The sequence below is a fragment of the uncultured Lentibacter sp. genome (assembly GCF_937123735.1).
Classification (GTDB): domain Bacteria; phylum Pseudomonadota; class Alphaproteobacteria; order Rhodobacterales; family Rhodobacteraceae; genus Lentibacter.
The window spans coordinates 99,999-117,632 of record NZ_CAKZKL010000024.1 but is presented as its reverse complement, the minus strand read 5'-3'; the positions used below and the strand labels follow the sequence as shown (position 1 = coordinate 117,632).

The 17,634-nt window shown below is 55.4% G+C and carries 20 protein-coding genes; 7 read left to right on the top strand and 13 right to left on the bottom strand.

What is annotated here, in order from left to right; all coding sequences use genetic code 11:
* Positions 1 to 4: 4 nt before the first annotated feature.
* Positions 5 to 397 carry a flagellar basal body rod protein FlgC gene (gene flgC / locus Q0478_RS05815; protein WP_298677074.1) on the bottom strand — a complete coding sequence of 131 codons (393 nt, stop codon included), beginning with the start codon at positions 395 to 397 and terminating at the stop codon, positions 5 to 7.
* Positions 398 to 404: 7 nt separating this feature from the next.
* The gene (locus Q0478_RS05810; RefSeq protein WP_298677072.1) at positions 405 to 794 is read right to left on the bottom strand and encodes a FlgB family protein; all 390 of its coding nucleotides are present in this window, start codon (positions 792 to 794) and stop codon (positions 405 to 407) included.
* Positions 795 to 882: 88 nt separating this feature from the next.
* Between Q0478_RS05810 and Q0478_RS05805 the strand changes: the two genes are divergently transcribed.
* On the top strand, positions 883 to 2,268 hold the full coding sequence (locus tag Q0478_RS05805; RefSeq protein WP_298677070.1) for a FliI/YscN family ATPase: 1,386 nt from the start codon (positions 883 to 885) through the stop codon (positions 2,266 to 2,268).
* Between the two features lie 2 nt (positions 2,269 to 2,270).
* On the opposite strand, the gene Q0478_RS05800 is transcribed toward Q0478_RS05805, so the two are convergent.
* The 6 genes from Q0478_RS05800 to Q0478_RS05775 all read right to left on the bottom strand — a co-directional run bounded on the left by Q0478_RS05800 (position 2,271) and on the right by Q0478_RS05775 (position 6,044).
* Positions 2,271 to 3,068 carry a DUF1217 domain-containing protein gene (locus Q0478_RS05800; RefSeq protein ID WP_298677067.1) on the bottom strand — a complete coding sequence of 266 codons (798 nt, stop codon included), beginning with the start codon at positions 3,066 to 3,068 and terminating at the stop codon, positions 2,271 to 2,273.
* Positions 3,065 to 3,469 carry a flagellar biosynthesis repressor FlbT gene (flbT, locus tag Q0478_RS05795; RefSeq protein WP_298677065.1) on the bottom strand — a complete coding sequence of 135 codons (405 nt, stop codon included), beginning with the start codon at positions 3,467 to 3,469 and terminating at the stop codon, positions 3,065 to 3,067. Before flbT ends, Q0478_RS05800 begins: the two co-directional genes overlap by 4 nt.
* Entirely contained in the window at positions 3,466 to 3,840 is a 375-nt protein-coding gene (gene flaF, locus Q0478_RS05790; RefSeq protein WP_298677063.1) for a flagellar biosynthesis regulator FlaF, read from the bottom strand. The genes flbT and flaF overlap by 4 nt, the downstream gene beginning before the upstream one ends.
* 90 nt (positions 3,841 to 3,930) lie before the next feature.
* Entirely contained in the window at positions 3,931 to 5,199 is a 1,269-nt protein-coding gene (locus tag Q0478_RS05785) for a flagellin (RefSeq protein ID WP_298677061.1), read from the bottom strand.
* Between the two features lie 205 nt (positions 5,200 to 5,404).
* The gene (locus tag Q0478_RS05780) at positions 5,405 to 5,764 is read right to left on the bottom strand and encodes a hypothetical protein (RefSeq protein WP_298677059.1); all 360 of its coding nucleotides are present in this window, start codon (positions 5,762 to 5,764) and stop codon (positions 5,405 to 5,407) included.
* On the bottom strand, positions 5,742 to 6,044 hold the full coding sequence (locus tag Q0478_RS05775; protein ID WP_298677058.1) for a rod-binding protein: 303 nt from the start codon (positions 6,042 to 6,044) through the stop codon (positions 5,742 to 5,744). The genes Q0478_RS05780 and Q0478_RS05775 overlap by 23 nt, the downstream gene beginning before the upstream one ends.
* Positions 6,045 to 6,589: 545 nt before the next feature.
* Between Q0478_RS05775 and Q0478_RS05770 the strand changes: the two genes are divergently transcribed.
* Positions 6,590 to 7,759, top strand: coding sequence for a flagellar hook-length control protein FliK (locus Q0478_RS05770; RefSeq protein WP_298677056.1), 1,170 nt, complete (start codon positions 6,590 to 6,592; stop codon positions 7,757 to 7,759).
* Positions 7,760 to 7,770: 11 nt separating this feature from the next.
* Positions 7,771 to 8,424: a flagellar hook capping FlgD N-terminal domain-containing protein gene (locus Q0478_RS05765; RefSeq protein WP_298677054.1), complete on the top strand. Its 654-nt coding sequence runs from the start codon at positions 7,771 to 7,773 to the stop codon at positions 8,422 to 8,424.
* Between the two features lie 45 nt (positions 8,425 to 8,469).
* Here the strand turns inward: Q0478_RS05765 and Q0478_RS05760 are convergent, their stop codons facing one another.
* The 4 genes from Q0478_RS05760 to ubiE all read right to left on the bottom strand — a co-directional run bounded on the left by Q0478_RS05760 (position 8,470) and on the right by ubiE (position 13,620).
* A complete protein-coding gene (locus tag Q0478_RS05760; protein ID WP_298677052.1) occupies positions 8,470 to 9,033 on the bottom strand; it encodes a YjbF family lipoprotein in 564 nt (187 codons plus the stop codon).
* Positions 9,034 to 9,140: 107 nt separating this feature from the next.
* Positions 9,141 to 11,249, bottom strand: coding sequence for a YjbH domain-containing protein (locus Q0478_RS05755; protein ID WP_298677050.1), 2,109 nt, complete (start codon positions 11,247 to 11,249; stop codon positions 9,141 to 9,143).
* A 101-nt stretch (positions 11,250 to 11,350) separates the two neighbouring features.
* The gene (gene ubiB / locus Q0478_RS05750) at positions 11,351 to 12,880 is read right to left on the bottom strand and encodes a 2-polyprenylphenol 6-hydroxylase (RefSeq protein WP_298677048.1); all 1,530 of its coding nucleotides are present in this window, start codon (positions 12,878 to 12,880) and stop codon (positions 11,351 to 11,353) included.
* Positions 12,877 to 13,620: a bifunctional demethylmenaquinone methyltransferase/2-methoxy-6-polyprenyl-1,4-benzoquinol methylase UbiE gene (gene ubiE / locus Q0478_RS05745; protein WP_298677046.1), complete on the bottom strand. Its 744-nt coding sequence runs from the start codon at positions 13,618 to 13,620 to the stop codon at positions 12,877 to 12,879. The genes ubiB and ubiE overlap by 4 nt, the downstream gene beginning before the upstream one ends.
* Before the next feature lie 94 nt (positions 13,621 to 13,714).
* On the opposite strand from ubiE, the gene mutM reads away from it, so the two are divergent.
* The 3 genes from mutM (at position 13,715) to rpsT (ending at position 15,841) form a co-directional block, all read left to right on the top strand.
* Positions 13,715 to 14,566: a bifunctional DNA-formamidopyrimidine glycosylase/DNA-(apurinic or apyrimidinic site) lyase gene (mutM, locus tag Q0478_RS05740; protein WP_298677044.1), complete on the top strand. Its 852-nt coding sequence runs from the start codon at positions 13,715 to 13,717 to the stop codon at positions 14,564 to 14,566.
* A gap of 66 nt (positions 14,567 to 14,632) precedes the next feature.
* Positions 14,633 to 15,409 (top strand): enoyl-CoA hydratase, encoded by a 777-nt coding sequence (locus Q0478_RS05735; RefSeq protein WP_298677042.1) that lies wholly within the window; start codon positions 14,633 to 14,635, stop codon positions 15,407 to 15,409.
* Positions 15,410 to 15,577: 168 nt separating this feature from the next.
* Positions 15,578 to 15,841, top strand: a complete 264-nt coding sequence (gene rpsT, locus Q0478_RS05730) for a 30S ribosomal protein S20 (protein ID WP_298677040.1) — start codon at positions 15,578 to 15,580, stop codon at positions 15,839 to 15,841.
* Positions 15,842 to 15,853: 12 nt separating this feature from the next.
* On the opposite strand, the gene Q0478_RS05725 is transcribed toward rpsT, so the two are convergent.
* Positions 15,854 to 15,982, bottom strand: a complete 129-nt coding sequence (locus Q0478_RS05725) for a hypothetical protein (RefSeq protein WP_298677038.1) — start codon at positions 15,980 to 15,982, stop codon at positions 15,854 to 15,856.
* Positions 15,983 to 16,260: 278 nt separating this feature from the next.
* Between Q0478_RS05725 and dnaA the strand changes: the two genes are divergently transcribed.
* Positions 16,261 to 17,634, top strand: a complete 1,374-nt coding sequence (dnaA, locus tag Q0478_RS05720; protein WP_298677036.1) for a chromosomal replication initiator protein DnaA — start codon at positions 16,261 to 16,263, stop codon at positions 17,632 to 17,634.

The window sequence follows — 17,634 nt, the reverse complement described above, 5'->3', positions numbered from 1 at the left end:
TCCTTTATTTCTGCAAGAGTGACATAAGGTCGGATGACATCTGGCGGGCCTGTTCAAACATTTTGAGATTGGCCTCGTAACTGCGCTGGGCCTCGCGGGCATCGGCGATCTCGATCAAGAGATTGACGTTGGACCCCTGAAAATGGCCGCTCTCATCTGCCAGTGGGTGAGAAGGATCAAAAATGCGTTCCAGTTCAGATTGATCAAGGCGCACAGGCCCCGTTTCAACGCGGGTGACATTGGCCCCTGTTTGATACTCGCTTTCAAAGCTCACCGTTTTGCGGCGGTAGCCTGGGGTATCACTGTTGGCAATGTTTTCAGACACATGGCGCAGCCGCTGCGATTGTGCTTTTAGGCCGCTGACTGTCACATCCAGTGCTTTGGAAAAATCACTCATTTTTGTCTCACTTTCCGCCAAGGCTGCTGCGCAAAATACGCAAGCCGCTTCGATAGATGGCCAAAGCACGATCATGCTGGCGCTTAGCCGCGACCGCGTGGAGCATTTCGTCCTGAAGAGAGATGCTGTTTTTGTTTGGATCGCTGCTTCTGTCGCGGGCCTCATTTATCCGCAGTGGCGTGGCCACGTTCGCTCCGGATAAATGTGTGGCGCGGGTTGCAACCATCCCGGCATCAGCGCGCCCCTGGTCCGGTGCTACACGAAATGGGGCGATATCTTTGGCGCGGTAGCCAGGGCTGTCCGCGTTGGCGATATTTTGAGCCAAGACGGCTTGCCTGGCCCCTGCATGGCGTGCCATGGCGTAGGCTGTTTTGAAAACAGATATTTTTTCAAGCATCGGGGCTTCTCCCTCGATTGGTTTCAACCAAGGCTTAACCCTGATTCCTTTATAAATTGTTCAGCATGAATATTTTTTGGAGGTGGAGATGGGCGAAGTTGGTTTTATGCAGGTGGTTAAAAGCATTGGCTCCGTCGATATGGCGCGCTGGATTGGACGTGTGAGCGGAGTTGAAAACGGGCTTGTTGACGTCAGGGGCTTGCAGGGCGTGGCCTGCCAAGGCGATCAAGTGGAAATAAGCCTTCGCAGCGGAAGCCAGCTTGTTGGCGAAGTGCTGCGCTTGCAAGAGGACAAGATGATTGTTCTCCCGGAAGCGGACCCTGACGGCATTGCTTTGGGAAACCGGGTGGTATTGGCTCGCAAGGCTTCCATTGCGCCAAATGAGGCGTGGATAGGGCGCATCATCGACCCGATGGGCCGTCCGCTTGATGGCCGTGCCTTGCCACAGGGGGCAAAAGAAATGCCTCTAAAGGCCCTCCCGATACCGCCTGCCGAGCGCAGTTTGCTCGGGTCTCGATTGGAAACCGGTATGGGTGTGTTCAATACAATGCTTCCGATTGTGAAAGGCCAGAGAATAGGCCTCTTTGCGGGCTCTGGCGTTGGGAAATCCAGCTTGCTGGCCAGCTTTGCCACGCAACTTGAAGCAGATATTGTTGTGCTTGCGCTTATAGGAGAGCGCGGACGTGAGCTTGCAGAATTTGTGCAAAATGTTCTGGGGCCAGAAGGTTTGGCGCGAACGATTGTTGTGACAGCAACTGCGGATCAATCACCGCTGTTGCGCCGTCAATGTGCTTGGACGGCAATGGCCGTAGCCGAGTATTTCCGTGAAGCGGGACAGCATGTCTTGTTACTGGCCGATTCGTTGACCCGGTTTGCAGAAGCCCACCGCGAAGTGGCTGTGGCGACGGGAGAGTTGCCCACGATGCGAGGGTATCCGCCGTCCCTTTCGCATTTGTTGATGAGCCTTTGTGAGCGGGCAGGCCCGGGGCGCGCAGGGAGCGGAGTGATCACAGCGGTTTTTTCTGTTTTGGTGGCTGGCTCTGATATGGATGAGCCGGTGGCGGATATCCTGCGGGGGGTCTTGGACGGCCACACCGTGTTGGAGCGCGAAATTGCAGAGCGCGGACGTTATCCTGCAATCAACATTTTGCGGTCGATTTCTCGGAGTTTGCCTGCTGCTGCGAGTGAGGCCGAAAACCAGGTGATCTGGGAGGTCAGGCATATGCTAAGCCTTTATGAAAAGTCCCAATTGATGATTGAGGCTGGCCTTTATGAGACCGGCCGCAATGTTGAGCTTGATGCTGCCGTGGCTGTCTGGCCTGAGTTAGAGGCCTTCTTTGCCCTGAAAGAACGGCTTACCGCGCAACAGAGTTTCGACAAGTTGCGCCTTATTTTACGCAAGGCCAAAGGGAATTCTGGCGGGGGAGACGCTGCGAGAGGGGGGCCGCGGGCCCAGAGGCTGGCTGTGAGCTAAAGTTACGTCCACGCCGGAGTGCTTTGCAAGAGTGTTAGAGCGATAGAGGCAGACCCTACAGAGGCGGTTTGCTTGATCTGATCTTGCAAAAAATAGAGTTGGGTCAGTTCTTCCAGTTTGTCCGAGGATGCAAAGTCAGCAATGTCATTGGTTCCGAACCGCCGCAGAGCGGTGTCTTTGAAAACAGCCAGCTGTTGGTCGAGATCGACCTGTGCAAATTCTGATGGCAAGCCAAAAGCTGTCTGAAAGACTTCACGCAGGGCTGGGTTTCCCATCACAGAGAACCATTTGGAGTCGTTGGTGCTGACTTTTGCGGCAATGTCAGGCAGCTCGCGCTCAAGATTAAGGCCTATCCTAAAGGTATCGTTTTGCGCGCCCACGGCGACTTCAAAGGACCTTCTTTCGTATTGCGCAATTATTTTGTCAGAGAAACTGGTCAGGCCCGTTTGCGGAAGTGTGTCAAAGCCGAAAGCATCTGCGAGGGCAGCATATCGCTTATCCGCGAGCTTGTTGGCAAGCGCTCCTTCGGTGCTGGTGCCTTCGGCAAGAATTTTTTCGATGAAAAACTTGTTGTTAATGTCTTCTGAAAGTCCGAAGGCACCGAGAGCAACTTCAAGCAGGCGCCTGTCCTGAACCAGCTCTTTGGGGCTGGTAATTTTGGCTATGTTTTCGGCAAAATAATCGACTGCTTTTTGGACAATCGGAGAATCTTCATGGGCTTTGACTTGTCTGTCCAATGTGTTTTGCAAGAACTGCCACCCAGCAAGACCTGTGCTTGGAATGATAGGCTGAAAGCTCATTGTAGCCTCGTTGCGAGCAGGCGTTCTTCACGGGGAAGAAGGGCTCTTAGGGCTTTTAGGCAGCGATAGTATTGTTCTTCTCTCAAAGCCGTTGTGGCCGCATTCAGAAACGCGCGGCTGTCTGGGTCTGTGAGAATTTGGCTCAATTCTTCAATCCTGCGAAGAACATGAAATTTGGTTGTCTCTGCGTCCGTATCACCAGACAAAAGCAGTTGTGTTGTGTAGCAAACCCTCCGGACAGGCGTGTTGGCTTCTTCAGGGTGGATAGCATCTTTGAGGCGCAAAATATTGGCGCCAGGAGTTTTGACAGCCAATCGGGAGCGCTTGTCACCATTTTCGATCACTGCTCCATTTATCAATACACGCTCGCGCGGCCCAAGCTTCAATATCAAACCACTCATCGTGATTGCCCTCCGTTAAGGCCGCGCATGATTGCGGCATTGATCTCAAGGAGTGGCGCTATGCTTGCATTTTGTCGGAGCACTTTGGGAGAATACTCTTGAGTGAACTCTGCCAGATAGAATAGGCGTGCTCTGAGGTCTTGTGACAGACCATTGTTTTTGCTGGCTACATCCGTTGCGAGCAAGGTCCAAAGCTGGCGATTTTTGTGAATTGCATCTGCCAGTTCGGGAAAGCCCTGTGGACCTTTTGCGGAGGCGATCCGCAACGCATTCGTTATTTTTGCGAAGATTTCATATTCGGTGCCTCGGTGGGTTCTGGTTGGTGCGCCATGTTTGGAATAGGCGGCTCTTGCTTGGGATTGGACGTTCATTGCTAAGCCTCTTGAGAGATGTTGCGAACAGGGTATCGCGATCGGAAATGATGGGGCGCACCATCACTGTGCGCCCCTAAACCGTGTTGCTTAGCGGAAGAGTGAAAGCAGGGCTTGTGGTGCCTGGTTGGCAATTGAGAGGGCCTGAACACCCAGCTGCTGCTGGACTTGCAGAGCCTGTAGCCGGGCTGACGCCTCTTCCATATTTGCATCCACCATGGCGCCAATACCTGTTTTGAGAGAGTCAGACAGGTCTGAAACGAATTGAGACTGAATGCCGATCCGTGATTCCACCGAGCCGAAAGATGCAGCGGCATCAATCGAGGCTTGGATCATGCCTTCGATCTGGCTCCGCGCAGTATCCGCGCCAGAGGCGGTGGAAACGTCCATGGTTTCAAGTTGTGCCAAGGCACCTGTGCCGCGCTCTTGTGTGAGGGTGATACCAATGCCTGCTTCGTTGGTAAGGTTCTCAACGGTGATGCTTGTCCCTGCCACGATGGCGACGGTGAACTTGCTTTCATCAAGCCCGGCTTGCAACAAGCCGTTCTTTACACCGGCGAAAACCGCATCATTGTTATCTCCTGCTCTGACGGTGTAGCTGCCTTCTACATCTCCGACTTTCAGGCGAACAATATCCCCCTCAACGAGACCGGCGGCATCTGTCAAGACAACCCCGGCTGTCCCCGCATCAAGGGCTGTTGCACCGGTTGCTGCGCCGGCGGCTGTGAGAAATTCATCCCCCAGTGTAACGGTCAGCAAATCGGCACCACCATTTGCCGCCAGTGTTGCGACATCCGCATTCAGAGCGGTCAGAGCTGTGCCCGAGGTTGTGGACAGATTTTGAGCATCAACACCAATGTTTGAAACTGTCACGGCACCATTTGCACCGCGATCAAGTGATGAAATGATGTTGAGGCCCGCGTTCCCTTCAGAGTTGAAATCTGTTTGGGAGCCGTTCACAAGGTTCATACCGTTGAACTGCGCCGCGCCGACAACAGATTTCACCTGACCGATAAGGGCTTGAATTTCATCATTCAGCTTGCCGCGATCCAGAATATCGCCCTGAGCGCTGATGATTTTATCTTTCATTTCAATCAGCAGGTCGGTAACCGCTTCGGACGCATTGCGCGCCACGGCGACGGTGGACTCTCCCAGGGCGAGGCTATCTGAAATGGCTTTGAAACCCTTCACATCACTTTCCATGACCTTGGAAATGGCCCAAGTTGCCGCGTTATCTTTTGATGTTTCTACGTTCTTACCCGTAGAAATCATGTTTTGTGTTTTGGTAAGATCAGAGTTGATTGACTTCAGGGTTTGAAGGGCAACCATTGCGCTGTTGTTTGTCAGAATACTTGACATGAATGTAGTTCCTTTTGACACGAGGCGCTTTGCGCCAACTTGAAAACGCCCCTCTCAGGGCAGGTTATGTCGTTCTGACGTATGCAGCTTTTCGATTTGCTGTGCTGCGCCACCCGATCCAGGATGCATGACCACCATGTCGCTGAGGGCTCTAATAAAGCTTTAACAGCAGCTTCCGAACTCTGTGGCATTTAAGACAAAACGCCTATGCGCGTTTTTCAAGCGTTGCTTTTGTTGTGCCTTGGATTGTCTGGCGCTGGCCGTGGGCATCATAGGTGTCAAGGCTACGGCGCACTTTTTGAAGCGTTGAAAGGCGATTGGCCACAGTCTTGATGCCACGGGTGGCGCTTTCCAACATCGCCTGATTTCGGATAGCTTTTGTTTGGAGGGTCTTGATGTTCCCTTCGGCCCGCAAAGGCGTTGCACTCAGTGTCTCGATCAAAGATTTCTTTTGCTCCAAGAGTTTGACGAGCGCCTCTAGCTCACCGTTGATGAGCGCGTTGTATTCCTTCTCTAAAACTGTCTCGATTTGGTTGATGAGATCACTTTGGTTGGATCTGGTCATTTTGCTTCTCCTTGAGGGCCTGAAAGATTGATTCGGCGAGCCCGATACCACCGCGCTCGACGATTTTTTTTGCGTGGGCCTCGACCATAAAGGAGGCAAAATGCTCCTCACCGGCGCCACCGCCCAGAGCCTCGCGGGCCTTCCCAAAGCCTGCTTCTTTCAGCATTTCCGCCAAAAAACTGGCCTCGAGGTCTTTGGCGACCTCTTGCAGCCTTGTGTTGTGGGCCAGTGGGATGGTTGCCTTTGCAGACTCTGTGAGAGCACTTGTGACAGGGACCATTGAATTACCTCCAATTCTTCGGATTTTCTTGGTTATGCCCATAAATCGGTAAAGAAGCGGTAACCAACTTCTGGGATGGTTGTGCCATTGGAAGAATTCCTGAGGTCAAAATGATACTGCTCAATTTATCCGCTGCGACGACACCTGCCTTGGGAGAGACAGGTCTGCTCCAAAGTTCCCTTGCAGGCTCTGATGGCGACTCGGGTCACGCCTCCTTTGATGAAGTTCTGGCCGATGGCGCCAAAGGGTCTCTGTTGTTGTTGCCGCCCGATGTGGAACTTCCGGGTGAAAGCCTTAAAGCTGAGCAGGAGGGCGCCGAGCTTGTTTTAGCTGATCCGGATGTTGCCCAGCCCACCGCAGATCAGGCGCTTAGGCCGCCCGATGGGGAGAGGGAATTTGAAAGGCTCGATATCCCTTCCGCGCAGACGATTGAGACAGCACACTCGGCTAAGATTGTGCCGCCGCCTTCAGGTGCGCCTTCAGAGCGGCTGAGCGCGGAAGGGTATGAAAAGACACCAGAGGCGCACACCCACCCCGTAGAAGGCTTGCGCTGGCAAGCCAAGGGGGGTGCTGGCGATGACAACACTGTCTTACCCCAGTCATTTATGATGCGTGGGTTAGAAGCCCCGGTTGATGTTGGTCATATCCCTGCGGCTGAGCCGCGCGAAGTGGCTGCAAAAGCCACTTCGGTGGACACAGAGAGACAAATGATGGCGCCTTGGGTAGGGATGGCTGGCGCGAATGAAGAGACATCTGGCTCTGTTGAAACAGCGCCTAGTGCCAAAGCCGGCGGGCGGTTGGAGCCCGTGGTTGCTCTCTCTGAGAAAGCTATGCCTGTTGCCGCCCAGTTTGGGACTGTTGAAAAATCGGGCTCTCAAACACCTGTGGACATTCAGGCCCAGCGCAGTGGACCTTTGCCAGAGGCGGCAAAGGTGCTCTCGGCCGCCTTGGGGCAAGGCGAGTTGATGCAGGCAGCGACAAAGTCAGCGCCCCAAGCAGCATTGGACAAAAAGGCTGAAGCGAGTTTCACACCCGCGCGCATTCAAAATAAAGAGCCTGCGCCGGCGCATGACGATTTATTTGCAGCGCCGCGTATGGCCAAGAATGCCGATCAGTATGTGACTGCCAGTTCAGGCTCAAGCAGCCAGAACATGGCGGCGCTCGGAGGAATTGCAGTAACGCCAGGGAAAACTGAGTGGGTTCCGACGCGCGGCGCTGAAGCTGGGCGTGAATTGATAGATCCACAGACCTCTTTGCAGACCTATAATCCCGAGCACATATCGCGCGAGGGCAAGGCGCCTTCGCTGCAACCCATCAATGCCGAAAAAGCCGTGCTGATCGTGCGCGAGGCGCTTGATGAGCTTGTTGCAAACAAACGCCGCGAGATTGAGCTGCAATTGCACCCGAAGGAGTTGGGAAGACTGCGCTTTGTGATGAGCCCAGCAGAGGGGCAGGTTATGGTGCATGTCTTTGCCGACCGCCCGGAAACGCTTGAGGCAATGCGCCGGCATGTGGATATTTTGGCGCGCGAGTTCTTGGCGGAGGGTTTTGCGATGGGGCAATTTTCATTTGAACAGAACCAGCCAGGTGATCAGGAACGACGGACGCTCGAGGCCGGACCACGCGAGCCCCACACAGAGCTCAATGCAGCCTTGCCGGAGCAGGCTCAGTATGTGTGGCAAAATCCGAATGCCCGTCTTGATATTCGTCTCTGAAAGGACTGCACATGACACAAATTTCCGCCGTGACACCCCCTGTGACCTCGTCTGGCACGGTTGCAAAAGCGCAAACAGCTTTGAACTCTGATTTTCAGACCTTCATTGAAATGCTCACCACCCAGGCGCAGAATCAAGATCCGTTGAACCCGATGGATTCGGCTGAATATGCGTCTCAGCTCGCCAGCTTTTCCTCGGTCGAACAGCAAGTATTGACCAATGATTTATTGGCGGGCCTGGCGGCACAAATGGGCGCAACCAACCTCTCACAATTGTCGAGCTGGGTGGGTATGGAAGCGCGCAGTGCGGCGCCCGTGCAGTTTGAAGGTGACGCTGTGACGTTACACCCGTTACCCGCGCGCGCGGCTGATGAAGCTTATCTTGTGGTCTATAACGCGCTTGGCGAAGTGGTTCAGCGCAATCAGATCGGACTGGATTCTGCACCGATCAACTGGACGGGGCTGCACAGTGACGGGACAACGCTGCCTGCGGGGGTATACCGGTTTGAGGTTGAAAACCACTCGGCGGGAAATCTGCTCGGGAACTCTGCGGTGGAATCCTATCAGCGTGTTGAAGAAGCGCAGATGATAGAGGGTCAGGTCGTGTTGTTGCTTGAAGGCGGGCAGGCGGTTTTCCCGGACGATGTGATTGGCTTGCGAAGCTGAGGTGATGGCCGAACCATGGGGGTGTTGGCAAGGAGGGGAAAGGTTTCAGCGCAGCTTTTGTATCGTGATATGACCAATCTTAGGGCCAATCCATTGTCGCGACTGAACAATCCGCCCTGTGGAAGACACTCGGTAGTTGTTTTGAAAGGAAAGACCATGCCCTGCACAACGCTCCTCGACCGTGCGTGTGGTCACATGGATCTCGCCAATCGAGATTGTTTGCTGCCCCGTAGGGGCAAAGCTGCATGAGAATATGAGCGAAACTTCCTGGTTTTCACCATCTAGGTAGATATGGCTGCGTATTGCCGACCCTGCGCGCTGTCCCTGGATGAGCGCAAGGCTTTCGCCGACATTGGCAGACATCAAATCGGCTCCGAGTCCGCGACTTGCGGTTACCAAGCCGCTTTGCTCAGAGAGCGTGCGCCGATCAGGTGACCCCCAAGTGCTGTAGGCTCCGTTTCGGGCGATCTCTGTCAAGAAGGTGAAGGTATTGTGGCGTTCAACAACGGCAACAGCCAAGCGCTTGTCGGTGTTGGCCAGCGCCTCGGTGATCGTGCGCTTTAGCTCGGTGGCATCTGGGATGGCAGAGGACGGCGCAGCTTTTTTCAAGACAGCCCCGCGTATCGCTTGAAGACCAGTGCCATGGCCGGGCTGGTTCCCACAGGCTGCCAAGAGAAGCAACGCGGGAAAAACCAACAGGAGCTTGCTATGCTGTTTCATCTCCAGAACCGACCCCATGTTTTCGCCATATCTGCGCCATGGCTGCTCCGTATGCTCTGATACAGCCGGCCGTTCACATTCAAGCGCGCGCCCCCATCGCGGGTGAGAGACTGAATGGTAAGAGGAGCGCTCCGTTTGGTTGCACTGCCAATTGCCCAGCTCATCGGAACAGTTATCCGGATACCTTTGTCAAATGAACCCTCTCCAAAACTCTCCGACGATAGATTTGTCTTCGTGACATAGGCCCCTATGCGCCAGCCGTTGCCAAACTCCCGGTCAAGTGAGGTTGTGACCCCCCAGTCGCCCGCGAGATAGCGGCCAGCATCAAGCTGCGTGTGAAACCCGTTTCCGAGATCATAATAGGCAGAGATATGCCCTGTAGCGATTTTGTAGCCCCGCGTGCCAAACTGCTGGTCATAGTCGCGTTGCGCCACATAGTTGAGTTCTGCGCCAATCGCGAGGCGGCTGTTGACAGGTTTCCAAAGCAGCTCCCCTGACGCGCCGGCATACATTTGCTCCAAGTAGCCGACAGTCACCCGGCTATAAAGGTTGTCAGACAGGCGGCCGTATCGGGCGAGTGTGAGATGGTCAATTTTGGGACCGCTTCCCGAGGCATAGAGCCGGGCGTCAGACCGCACGGGATAGGCTGGGTCAACCGCGACGAAACCGGTGCGCCCCTCCGGAAGGCCGTCCAGGTTGCCCCCGAGCTTGTAAGTGAAGGCACCCGACGCGACCCAGCCAGGGGATATATGGTATTGCCCCTCCAGATGCGCCACAAGATCGGCACGCACGGGGCTGTCGGGGTCGAATGCGCTGAGTTTCACCAGCGGTCCAAAGCTCCACGCCAGGCGCGGGAAGCGCCCTTGCGCGATTTCAAAGTCGCGAGCCCGGCTCTGGGCAGAAAAGCTAGCGCGCTGCAAAATGGCGGAGGCCGGGGCATTTTCGAGTGCCTCAAGGTCGGCACGGGCCAGAGCCACGGAGCCGGTGGGCATTCCCCGGCTGGATTGCGTAACCGTGAAAGTGGCAACGGAGGCAGGGAGCACACGGCTCATAACCCGCATCGTGCGGCCGATGGCCTGGCTGTCAATGTCATACCGCTCGTTGTGGATCATGATTTCGGCCTTGGTGGCCGCCAGCTTCAGTCCCTCAAGTTTGATCCCCTCACGGGCCAATGCGTTTGCGAGAGCTTTTGTGATCTGCGCTTTTTGATCTGCTTCAAATGTCCATCCCAGGTCGGCGATTGCAGTTTTTTTGCGTAGCGCCACAGGCTGTGGTGCAGGATCATTCCCACCAATCACGGGCGCGCTTTTCGGGTCCAAGGTGATTGCAACGTTGAGGCCAAATGTGCTGCCATACATATAGGCCGCACCGAACTGCACAGTGTTGTTAAGTTTGTAATTGATGCCAAGGTTCACAGGCGATTTCACCGCAAACATATCGCCGTTCTCGCGCAGATAGGCATCTGAAGAATACTCGGCGGCAAAGCTTAGGCGGGCATTGTGTTGATAGCTGATCCCTGCAAATGGCGCCATCGGGCCTCGAAACCACCTGTCATAGTTTGGAATGCCACCGCCACCAAGGAGCTCGCTGGGCCTTGTGCCAAAGGTGGTGGCTGTGTTGTGGCTCCCAAGCCGTCCCCACCCGAGGCCCCCTGTCAGCCGCAGCTTTTTGCCAATAGATTTTGTTGCAACGATATATTCGCCTTCATAGAGCCCTGTTCCCAGAAGATCCCGCAGCCCGAGCGCGATGGCGGGACGGTAGCGGGTTTCTTCAAACAGCTGGTAGTGAAGATCAAAGCTGCGGTCATAGTATGAGGGCAGGGTGTAGCGCGGCCCGGCATCAAACCCGTTCAAAGCAGAGTAGCGAAAGCTGCCTGAAAGCTTGGGAGTGACCTGGAAGGTAAGAGCGGTTTTGGTGGTGCCCCCGAAGTAAGAAAGGCCGGTAACCAACCGGGCGTCCTGTGCAACCTCGGCCGTCGGCATATCAATCAGGCCGCCCGGGTTGCCATACATGTTGATCCAGGGTGTTGTCTGAGGATCTGCCCCGATCATCGTCGGGGTCAGGGCCAGGGCAAGAATGGCAGGTTGGAGAGTTCTTTTGCGCATACCGTGCGTCGCCTCGTAATCACTTTGACCAAACTAGACCAAACTATCTTTTTTTAACAGACCAAAGAAACGAGCGGTTGGAAAGATAAACGCGAGGGGCCTCAGCCGGCGAGTGCCCAGAAGCCAAGAGCGGCCAGCCCGGCACCTGCGAGCGCTGCCAACACCAGCAAAGCCTTTGCAGGCTTGGCCTCGGGCTTGGTGGTGGTTGCGGCCTGTGCTGCCAGCGCATTTTCCACAAGACGCGGCAGCCGCGGCCCAAAGCGTGCGACAACCATGAGTGTCTTGATCAAATCACTGGCGAGTGCGCGCGGGCCAAGTGATTTTTTGATGTAGTCTTCGACGATCGGGCGCGCGACATCCCAGATATTCAATTGAGGGCTGAGGCTACGGGCAACACCTTCGACAACGACCATGGTGCGCTGAAGCAAGATAAGCTCGGTGCGGGTTTCCATGCCGAAGCGCTCGGTCACCTCGAATAGGTAACTGAGCAATTTGCCCATAGAAATGCGCGTGGCGTCCATACCGAAAATCGGCTCCCCCACAGCTCTGAGCGCACGGGCGAACTCCTCAACATCGCGATCTGCGGGGACATAGCCGGCTTCAAAATGCACTTCAGCTACGCGCTGATAATCCCGCTTGATGAAGCCATAAAGAATTTCGGCGTAAACGCGTCGGGTGTATTCATCAATATGGCCCATGATCCCAAAATCAAACGCGACGATATCGCCGTTAGGGGCCACCTTGAGATTGCCTTGATGCATGTCAGCGTGAAAAAATCCGTCGCGCAAGGCATGGCTGAGAAACAGCTGCAAAACTCGCGTGCCAAGCGCGTCACGGTCGTGGCCGGCAGCATCAATTGCGGCATTGTCGCCCAAAGGCACGCCATCCGCCCAGCTCATGGTCATGATACGGCGGCTTGAATGCTCCCAGAGGATTTTGGGCAAGGCAAAGCCTGCATCCTTTTGTGTGTTGGCAGCAAATTCGCTGGCAGAGGCACTTTCGAGGCGTAGGTCGAGTTCGCCCTTCACCACACCTTCAAAATGCGCGATCACATCACGCGGTTTGAGGCGACGCGAACCAGGACTGAAGACTTCAATAAAGCCTGCCACAAAGTAAAACACATCAATGTCGCGTTGAAAGGCACGCTCTATGCCCGGGCGCAACACTTTGACAGCCACCTCATCACCCGTAGCGCGCAGCGTTGCCTTGTGAACCTGTGCAATCGACGCAGCGGCGACGGGCTCGCTGAACGTCTCAAACAGCTCTTCTGTCGGCTGGCCCAGCTCGGATTGAATCATGGCCTGCGCCACATCTGTCGGGAAGGGGGGCAATTTGTCTTGAAGCACGCGCAATTGGTGCGCCAGATCGGTGCCCACAAGGTCAGGGCGTGTGCTGAGAACCTGACCAAATTTGATATAGGCAGGGCCCAGCGCCGAGAGCGCACGCGCAGGTGGCGGCAATTCCGTGTCGCCCCGTTTTCCAAGCCATTGGAAGGGCCACACCAAGCTCCGCGCCAGAATACGCAGTGGGCGGGGCGCATCAAAAGCCTCAAGCACCACAGGCATGGCGCCTGTGCGCTCCAAGGTCGCTCCCATCCGGATCATCCGGAAGATATTGTGGGGGCCCTTCAAATTTTCCAGCCCGAATGCAGCGCCGCAATGCCGAGGCTCAGGTTGCGATAGCTCGCATTTTCAAAGCCCGCTTGCTTGATCATGGACAGAAAGCTTTCCTGATCGGGGAAGCGGCGTATGGATTCCACGAGATATTGGTAGCTGTCTTTGTCACCGGCAATGGCCTGGCCTAGCTGGGGAATGATATTGAAGGAATACAGGTCGTAAGCCTTTTGCAGCAAGTCATTCGGGATCTGGCTGAACTCCAGAACCATGAGCCGCCCGCCCGGTTTGAGCACGCGAAAGGCCTCTGCAAGGGCTTCCTCGGGGCGGGTGACGTTTCGGATGCCGAAAGAAATGGTGTAAACATCAAAGCTGTTGTCGGGAAAAGGCAGGGCCATCGCATCGCCAACAACCCAGCTCAGCTTGCGTGCCATCCGCTCGGCTTCGGCACGCTTGCGCCCCTCTACAAGCATAGGCTCTGTCAGGTCGCAGACAACGGCCTCAGCTTCGCCTGCGCGGGCCAGAAAGCGGAAAGAAATGTCACCTGTTCCTCCGGCGACATCCAGCAGGCGCTGGCCCTTCCGGGGGGCCAGCCAATCCATCATGGCGTCTTTCCAAAGGCGGTGGATCCCGAGGCTCATCGCATCGTTCATGATGTCGTATTTTGACGCAACCGACCCGAATATCCCCTGCACCCGACCAGCCTTTTCAGACTCTGGCACGGTTTGAAAACCAAAATGTGTTGTTTTGTTGTCCATGGGCCTTGCCGATTGCTGCACTCCCTCCTCATATAGTGCCAATGGGGCGCGCACAATGCGCCGAAATGGCACGAAACACGCAAGCGAGGCGCCCATGCCGGAACTTCCTGAAGTTGAAACTGTGAAGCGCGGCCTTGCCCCTTCCATGGAGGGGGCGCAGATCGAGGCTGTTGATGTCAACCGTCCGGATTTGCGCTGGCCCTTTCCCAAGCAGATGGCGGCGCGGTTGGCCGGACAGACAGTTTTGCGTTTGCGCCGGCGCTCAAAGTATATCCTGGCAGACCTGAGCAGCGGAGAATCACTTCTGGTTCATCTGGGAATGTCTGGGCGCATGACTGTGTCTGGGGACCCTTTGGGGCAGTTTGTGCATGAGCACCCGCAACTGGAAAAGCATGATCATGTGGTGTTCTGGATGGCAGGCGGCGCCCGCATTGCCTTCAATGATCCGCGCCGCTTTGGGGCCATGGATTTGTTGCCAACAGAAACCGCACAGGAGCACCCGCTTCTTGCCAAGCTCGGGCCAGAGCCCTTGGGGAACGACTTTTCTGAGGCTTATCTTGCCCAAGCTCTTTCGGGCCGGCGCACTCCTATGAAAACCGCTCTGCTGGACCAGCGGATTATTGCGGGATTGGGGAATATCTATGTCTGTGAAGTGCTTCACAAAACGGGGATTTCCCCTTTGCGGCAGGCGGGCAAGGTAAGCGCTGCGCGGCTGGCAAAAGTCGTGCCTGCTGTGCGAGAGGTGTTGGAAGCGGCCATTGCGGCAGGTGGGTCCTCGCTCAAGGATTTCAAACAGGCCAGCGGCGAACTTGGCTATTTTCAACACCAGTTTCAGGTCTATGATCGTGCGGGAGGCGCCTGCCGGACAGCGGGGTGCGAGGGGGTTGTCGCCCGGATCGTGCAGGCCGGACGCTCGACCTACTATTGCCCTGTCTGTCAAAGATAGCTTGAACCAGACGTCAGGAGTGATATTCAAACGGCTCTGAGAGAAACAAGCGAAAGCGACTGTCATATGGCTTTTGAGACGATTACCGTCGACGTTGAAGACCACATAGCCCTTATCAGGCTGAACCGGCCTGATGCCCTCAACGCGCTGAACGCACAGCTGCTTACAGAGCTTGTTGAGGCTTTGAAGGACGCACAGACCAACGAGAAAGTGCGCTGTGTCGTCCTCACCGGCAGTGAAAAAGCTTTTGCCGCGGGTGCGGACATCAAAATGATGAGCGAGAAGAGCTTTGTCGACGTGTTCACAGAAGACCTGTTCACGCCAGAAAGCCACGAGATTGGCCGCATTCGCAAGCCTATTATAGCTGCGGTGTCGGGCTATGCTCTTGGGGGCGGATGTGAGCTTGCCATGATGTGCGATTTCATTATTTGCTCGGATACAGCCAAGTTTGGCCAGCCAGAGATCAATCTCGGGGTGATGGCCGGGTTGGGCGGCACCCAGCGCCTGACAAGGGCGATTGGCAAGGCCAAGGCCATGGATATGAACCTCACAGGTCGCTTTATGGATGCGGATGAAGCGGAGCGCGCCGGGCTTGTCAGCCGGGTGGTGCCTGCCAAAAAACTGATGGAAGAAGCGATGAGCGCCGCGGCCAAAATTGCCGAGAAATCCATGCTGACAACCATGGCAATCAAAGAGGCCACCAACCGCTCGTTTGAGACGACGCTGGCTGAAGGCCTGTTGTTTGAGCGCCGGGTTTTTCATTCGCTATTTGCGACTGAAGACCAGAAAGAAGGTATGGCGGCCTTTGCAGAGAAGCGTCAGCCGCAGTTTCGCGATCGCTAACCAACAGCGCAGGGCGTGAGATAGGGGTTTGCATTTGCGGCAAACTTGCTTATACGCCCTCGCAATACATGCGTGTGCAGCCCGCTCTGGCTAGAATCACCACTTGGTGTCGGCTGTGGGCGCAATGCGTTCTTACGAATTGAAAACAACCGAACCAAGGACACTCTCATGGCAAATTCGCCCCAAGCAAAAAAACGCGCCCGTCAGAACGAGGCACGCTTCGCTGTAAACAAAGCGCGCCGCTCGCGTATCCGCACATTCCTGCGCAAAGTTGAGGAAGCTATCGCCACTGGCGATAAAGAGGCCGCAACAGCAGCCCTGCGCGCGGCCCAGCCCGAACTGATGCGCGGAGTGACGAAAGGCGTTTTCCACAAGAACACAGCTGCGCGCAAAATGTCGCGCCTGACATCTCGTGTGAAGGCGCTCGGCTGAACACGCCACCTTCTAGACCTTGCAAGCGGCGCCCTTTTGGGCGCCGTTTTTATTTTTCCCCATGTTTTCAATGCCGCCCAAAGGCACGCGAGATTCTTTTGCGCTGAATCGCGAGTCAAGCGTGAAGATAAGTTGCGACATGCTTGCGCTCATTGGTAGTTTCGAGTTCAGCGATTCACCTCGCGATGGGGGGATAATCAGGTTGGGCCGGCAGGATTTTGGGAGTCTTGCGCTGGTGTTAACCGGATGTCCAAAGGTTGTAGTTAAAAAGCAAAAGATTGATGGCTTTTGGCTTATTGGTTTGTTTGTCTCATGGCTGGTGAATCATACGGGCAGACCCTCTTTCTGCGCGTTTGATAGGGATAGTGAAATTTTTCGAGGCCTGCCTGACAGGCCCAAGAAGACGAAGCGGGACAATTATGACGGACGAACAATGGGGTGCCTTGCGAAGCAACCTTCTGAATGCAGTTGGCAAAAACAACTTTTCAAGCTGGATCGAGCCTCTGGACTTTGACGGGCTTTGTGACGGGGTCGCAACATTCCACGTTCCCACGACGTTTCTGGGCAATTATGTAAAACAGAATTTTGGCGATCAGATTCTTTATCAGATGATGGGTCTGGGTGTTGATGTGTCGCGTGTGCGCTTTCTTGTGCCGGCGGCCAATGGCCGCTCGCGCCATAGCCTGGCCCAGAGCCACGCCACCGACGTGCTGCCTGCTGGCGAAGTGAAAGATGAAAGCCGCCACAGCGTTGTTGCGGCAGCGCCTCTGGATGTGAAGTTCACCTTCTCAAATTTTGTGGTCGGCAAGCCAAACGAGCTGGCCCATGCGGCGGCAAAGCGTGTGGCCGAGGGTGGCCCCGTTACGTTCAACCCGTTGTTTCTTTATGGCGGTGTCGGCCTTGGCAAAACCCATTTGATGCACGCAATCGCATGGGAGCTTCAGCTGTCACGTCCGGATCTGAACGTGGTCTACCTGTCTGCTGAGCAATTCATGTATCGCTTTGTCCAAGCGCTCAGAGACCGCAAGATGATGGATTTCAAAGAGCTGTTCCGCTCGGTAGATGTCTTGATGGTCGATGACGTGCAATTTATTGCAGGTAAAGACAGCACGCAGGAAGAATTTTTCCATACGTTCAACGCGCTGGTGGACCAGCACAAGCAGATCATTATTTCAGCAGATCGCGCCCCGGGAGAGATCAAAGGGCTGGAAGAGCGCATCAAGAGCCGGTTGCAATGTGGTCTTGTGGTAGACCTTCACCCCACCGACTACGAGCTCCGCCTGGGCATTCTGCAATCCAAGGTGGAAGTGCATCAAGCCCAGTATCCAGAGCTTGAGCTTGACGCTGGTGTGCTTGAGTTTCTGGCCCATCGGATCAGCACCAATGTGCGGGTGCTGGAGGGCGCGCTCACGCGGCTCTTTGCCTTTGCCTCGCTTGTTGGGCGCCCGATTACGCTGGAGCTAGCGCAAGACTGTCTGGCAGATGTGCTGCGCGATTCTGAACGCAAGATTTCTGTGGAAGAAATTCAGCGCAAGGTTTCCGAGCATTACAGCATTCGGCTGAGTGACATGATCGGCCCCAAGCGGGTGCGCACTTACGCCCGCCCGCGTCAGATTGCCATGTTTTTGTGCAAGCAATTGACCAGCCGCTCCCTGCCGGAGATTGGCCGCTGTTTTGGCGGGCGTGACCATACGACCATCATGTATGGGGTGCGCAAAATTGATGATTTGCGGATGCACGATGGGCAGCTTGCAGAAGACATCGAAATTCTGCGCCGGATGCTTGAAGCCTGA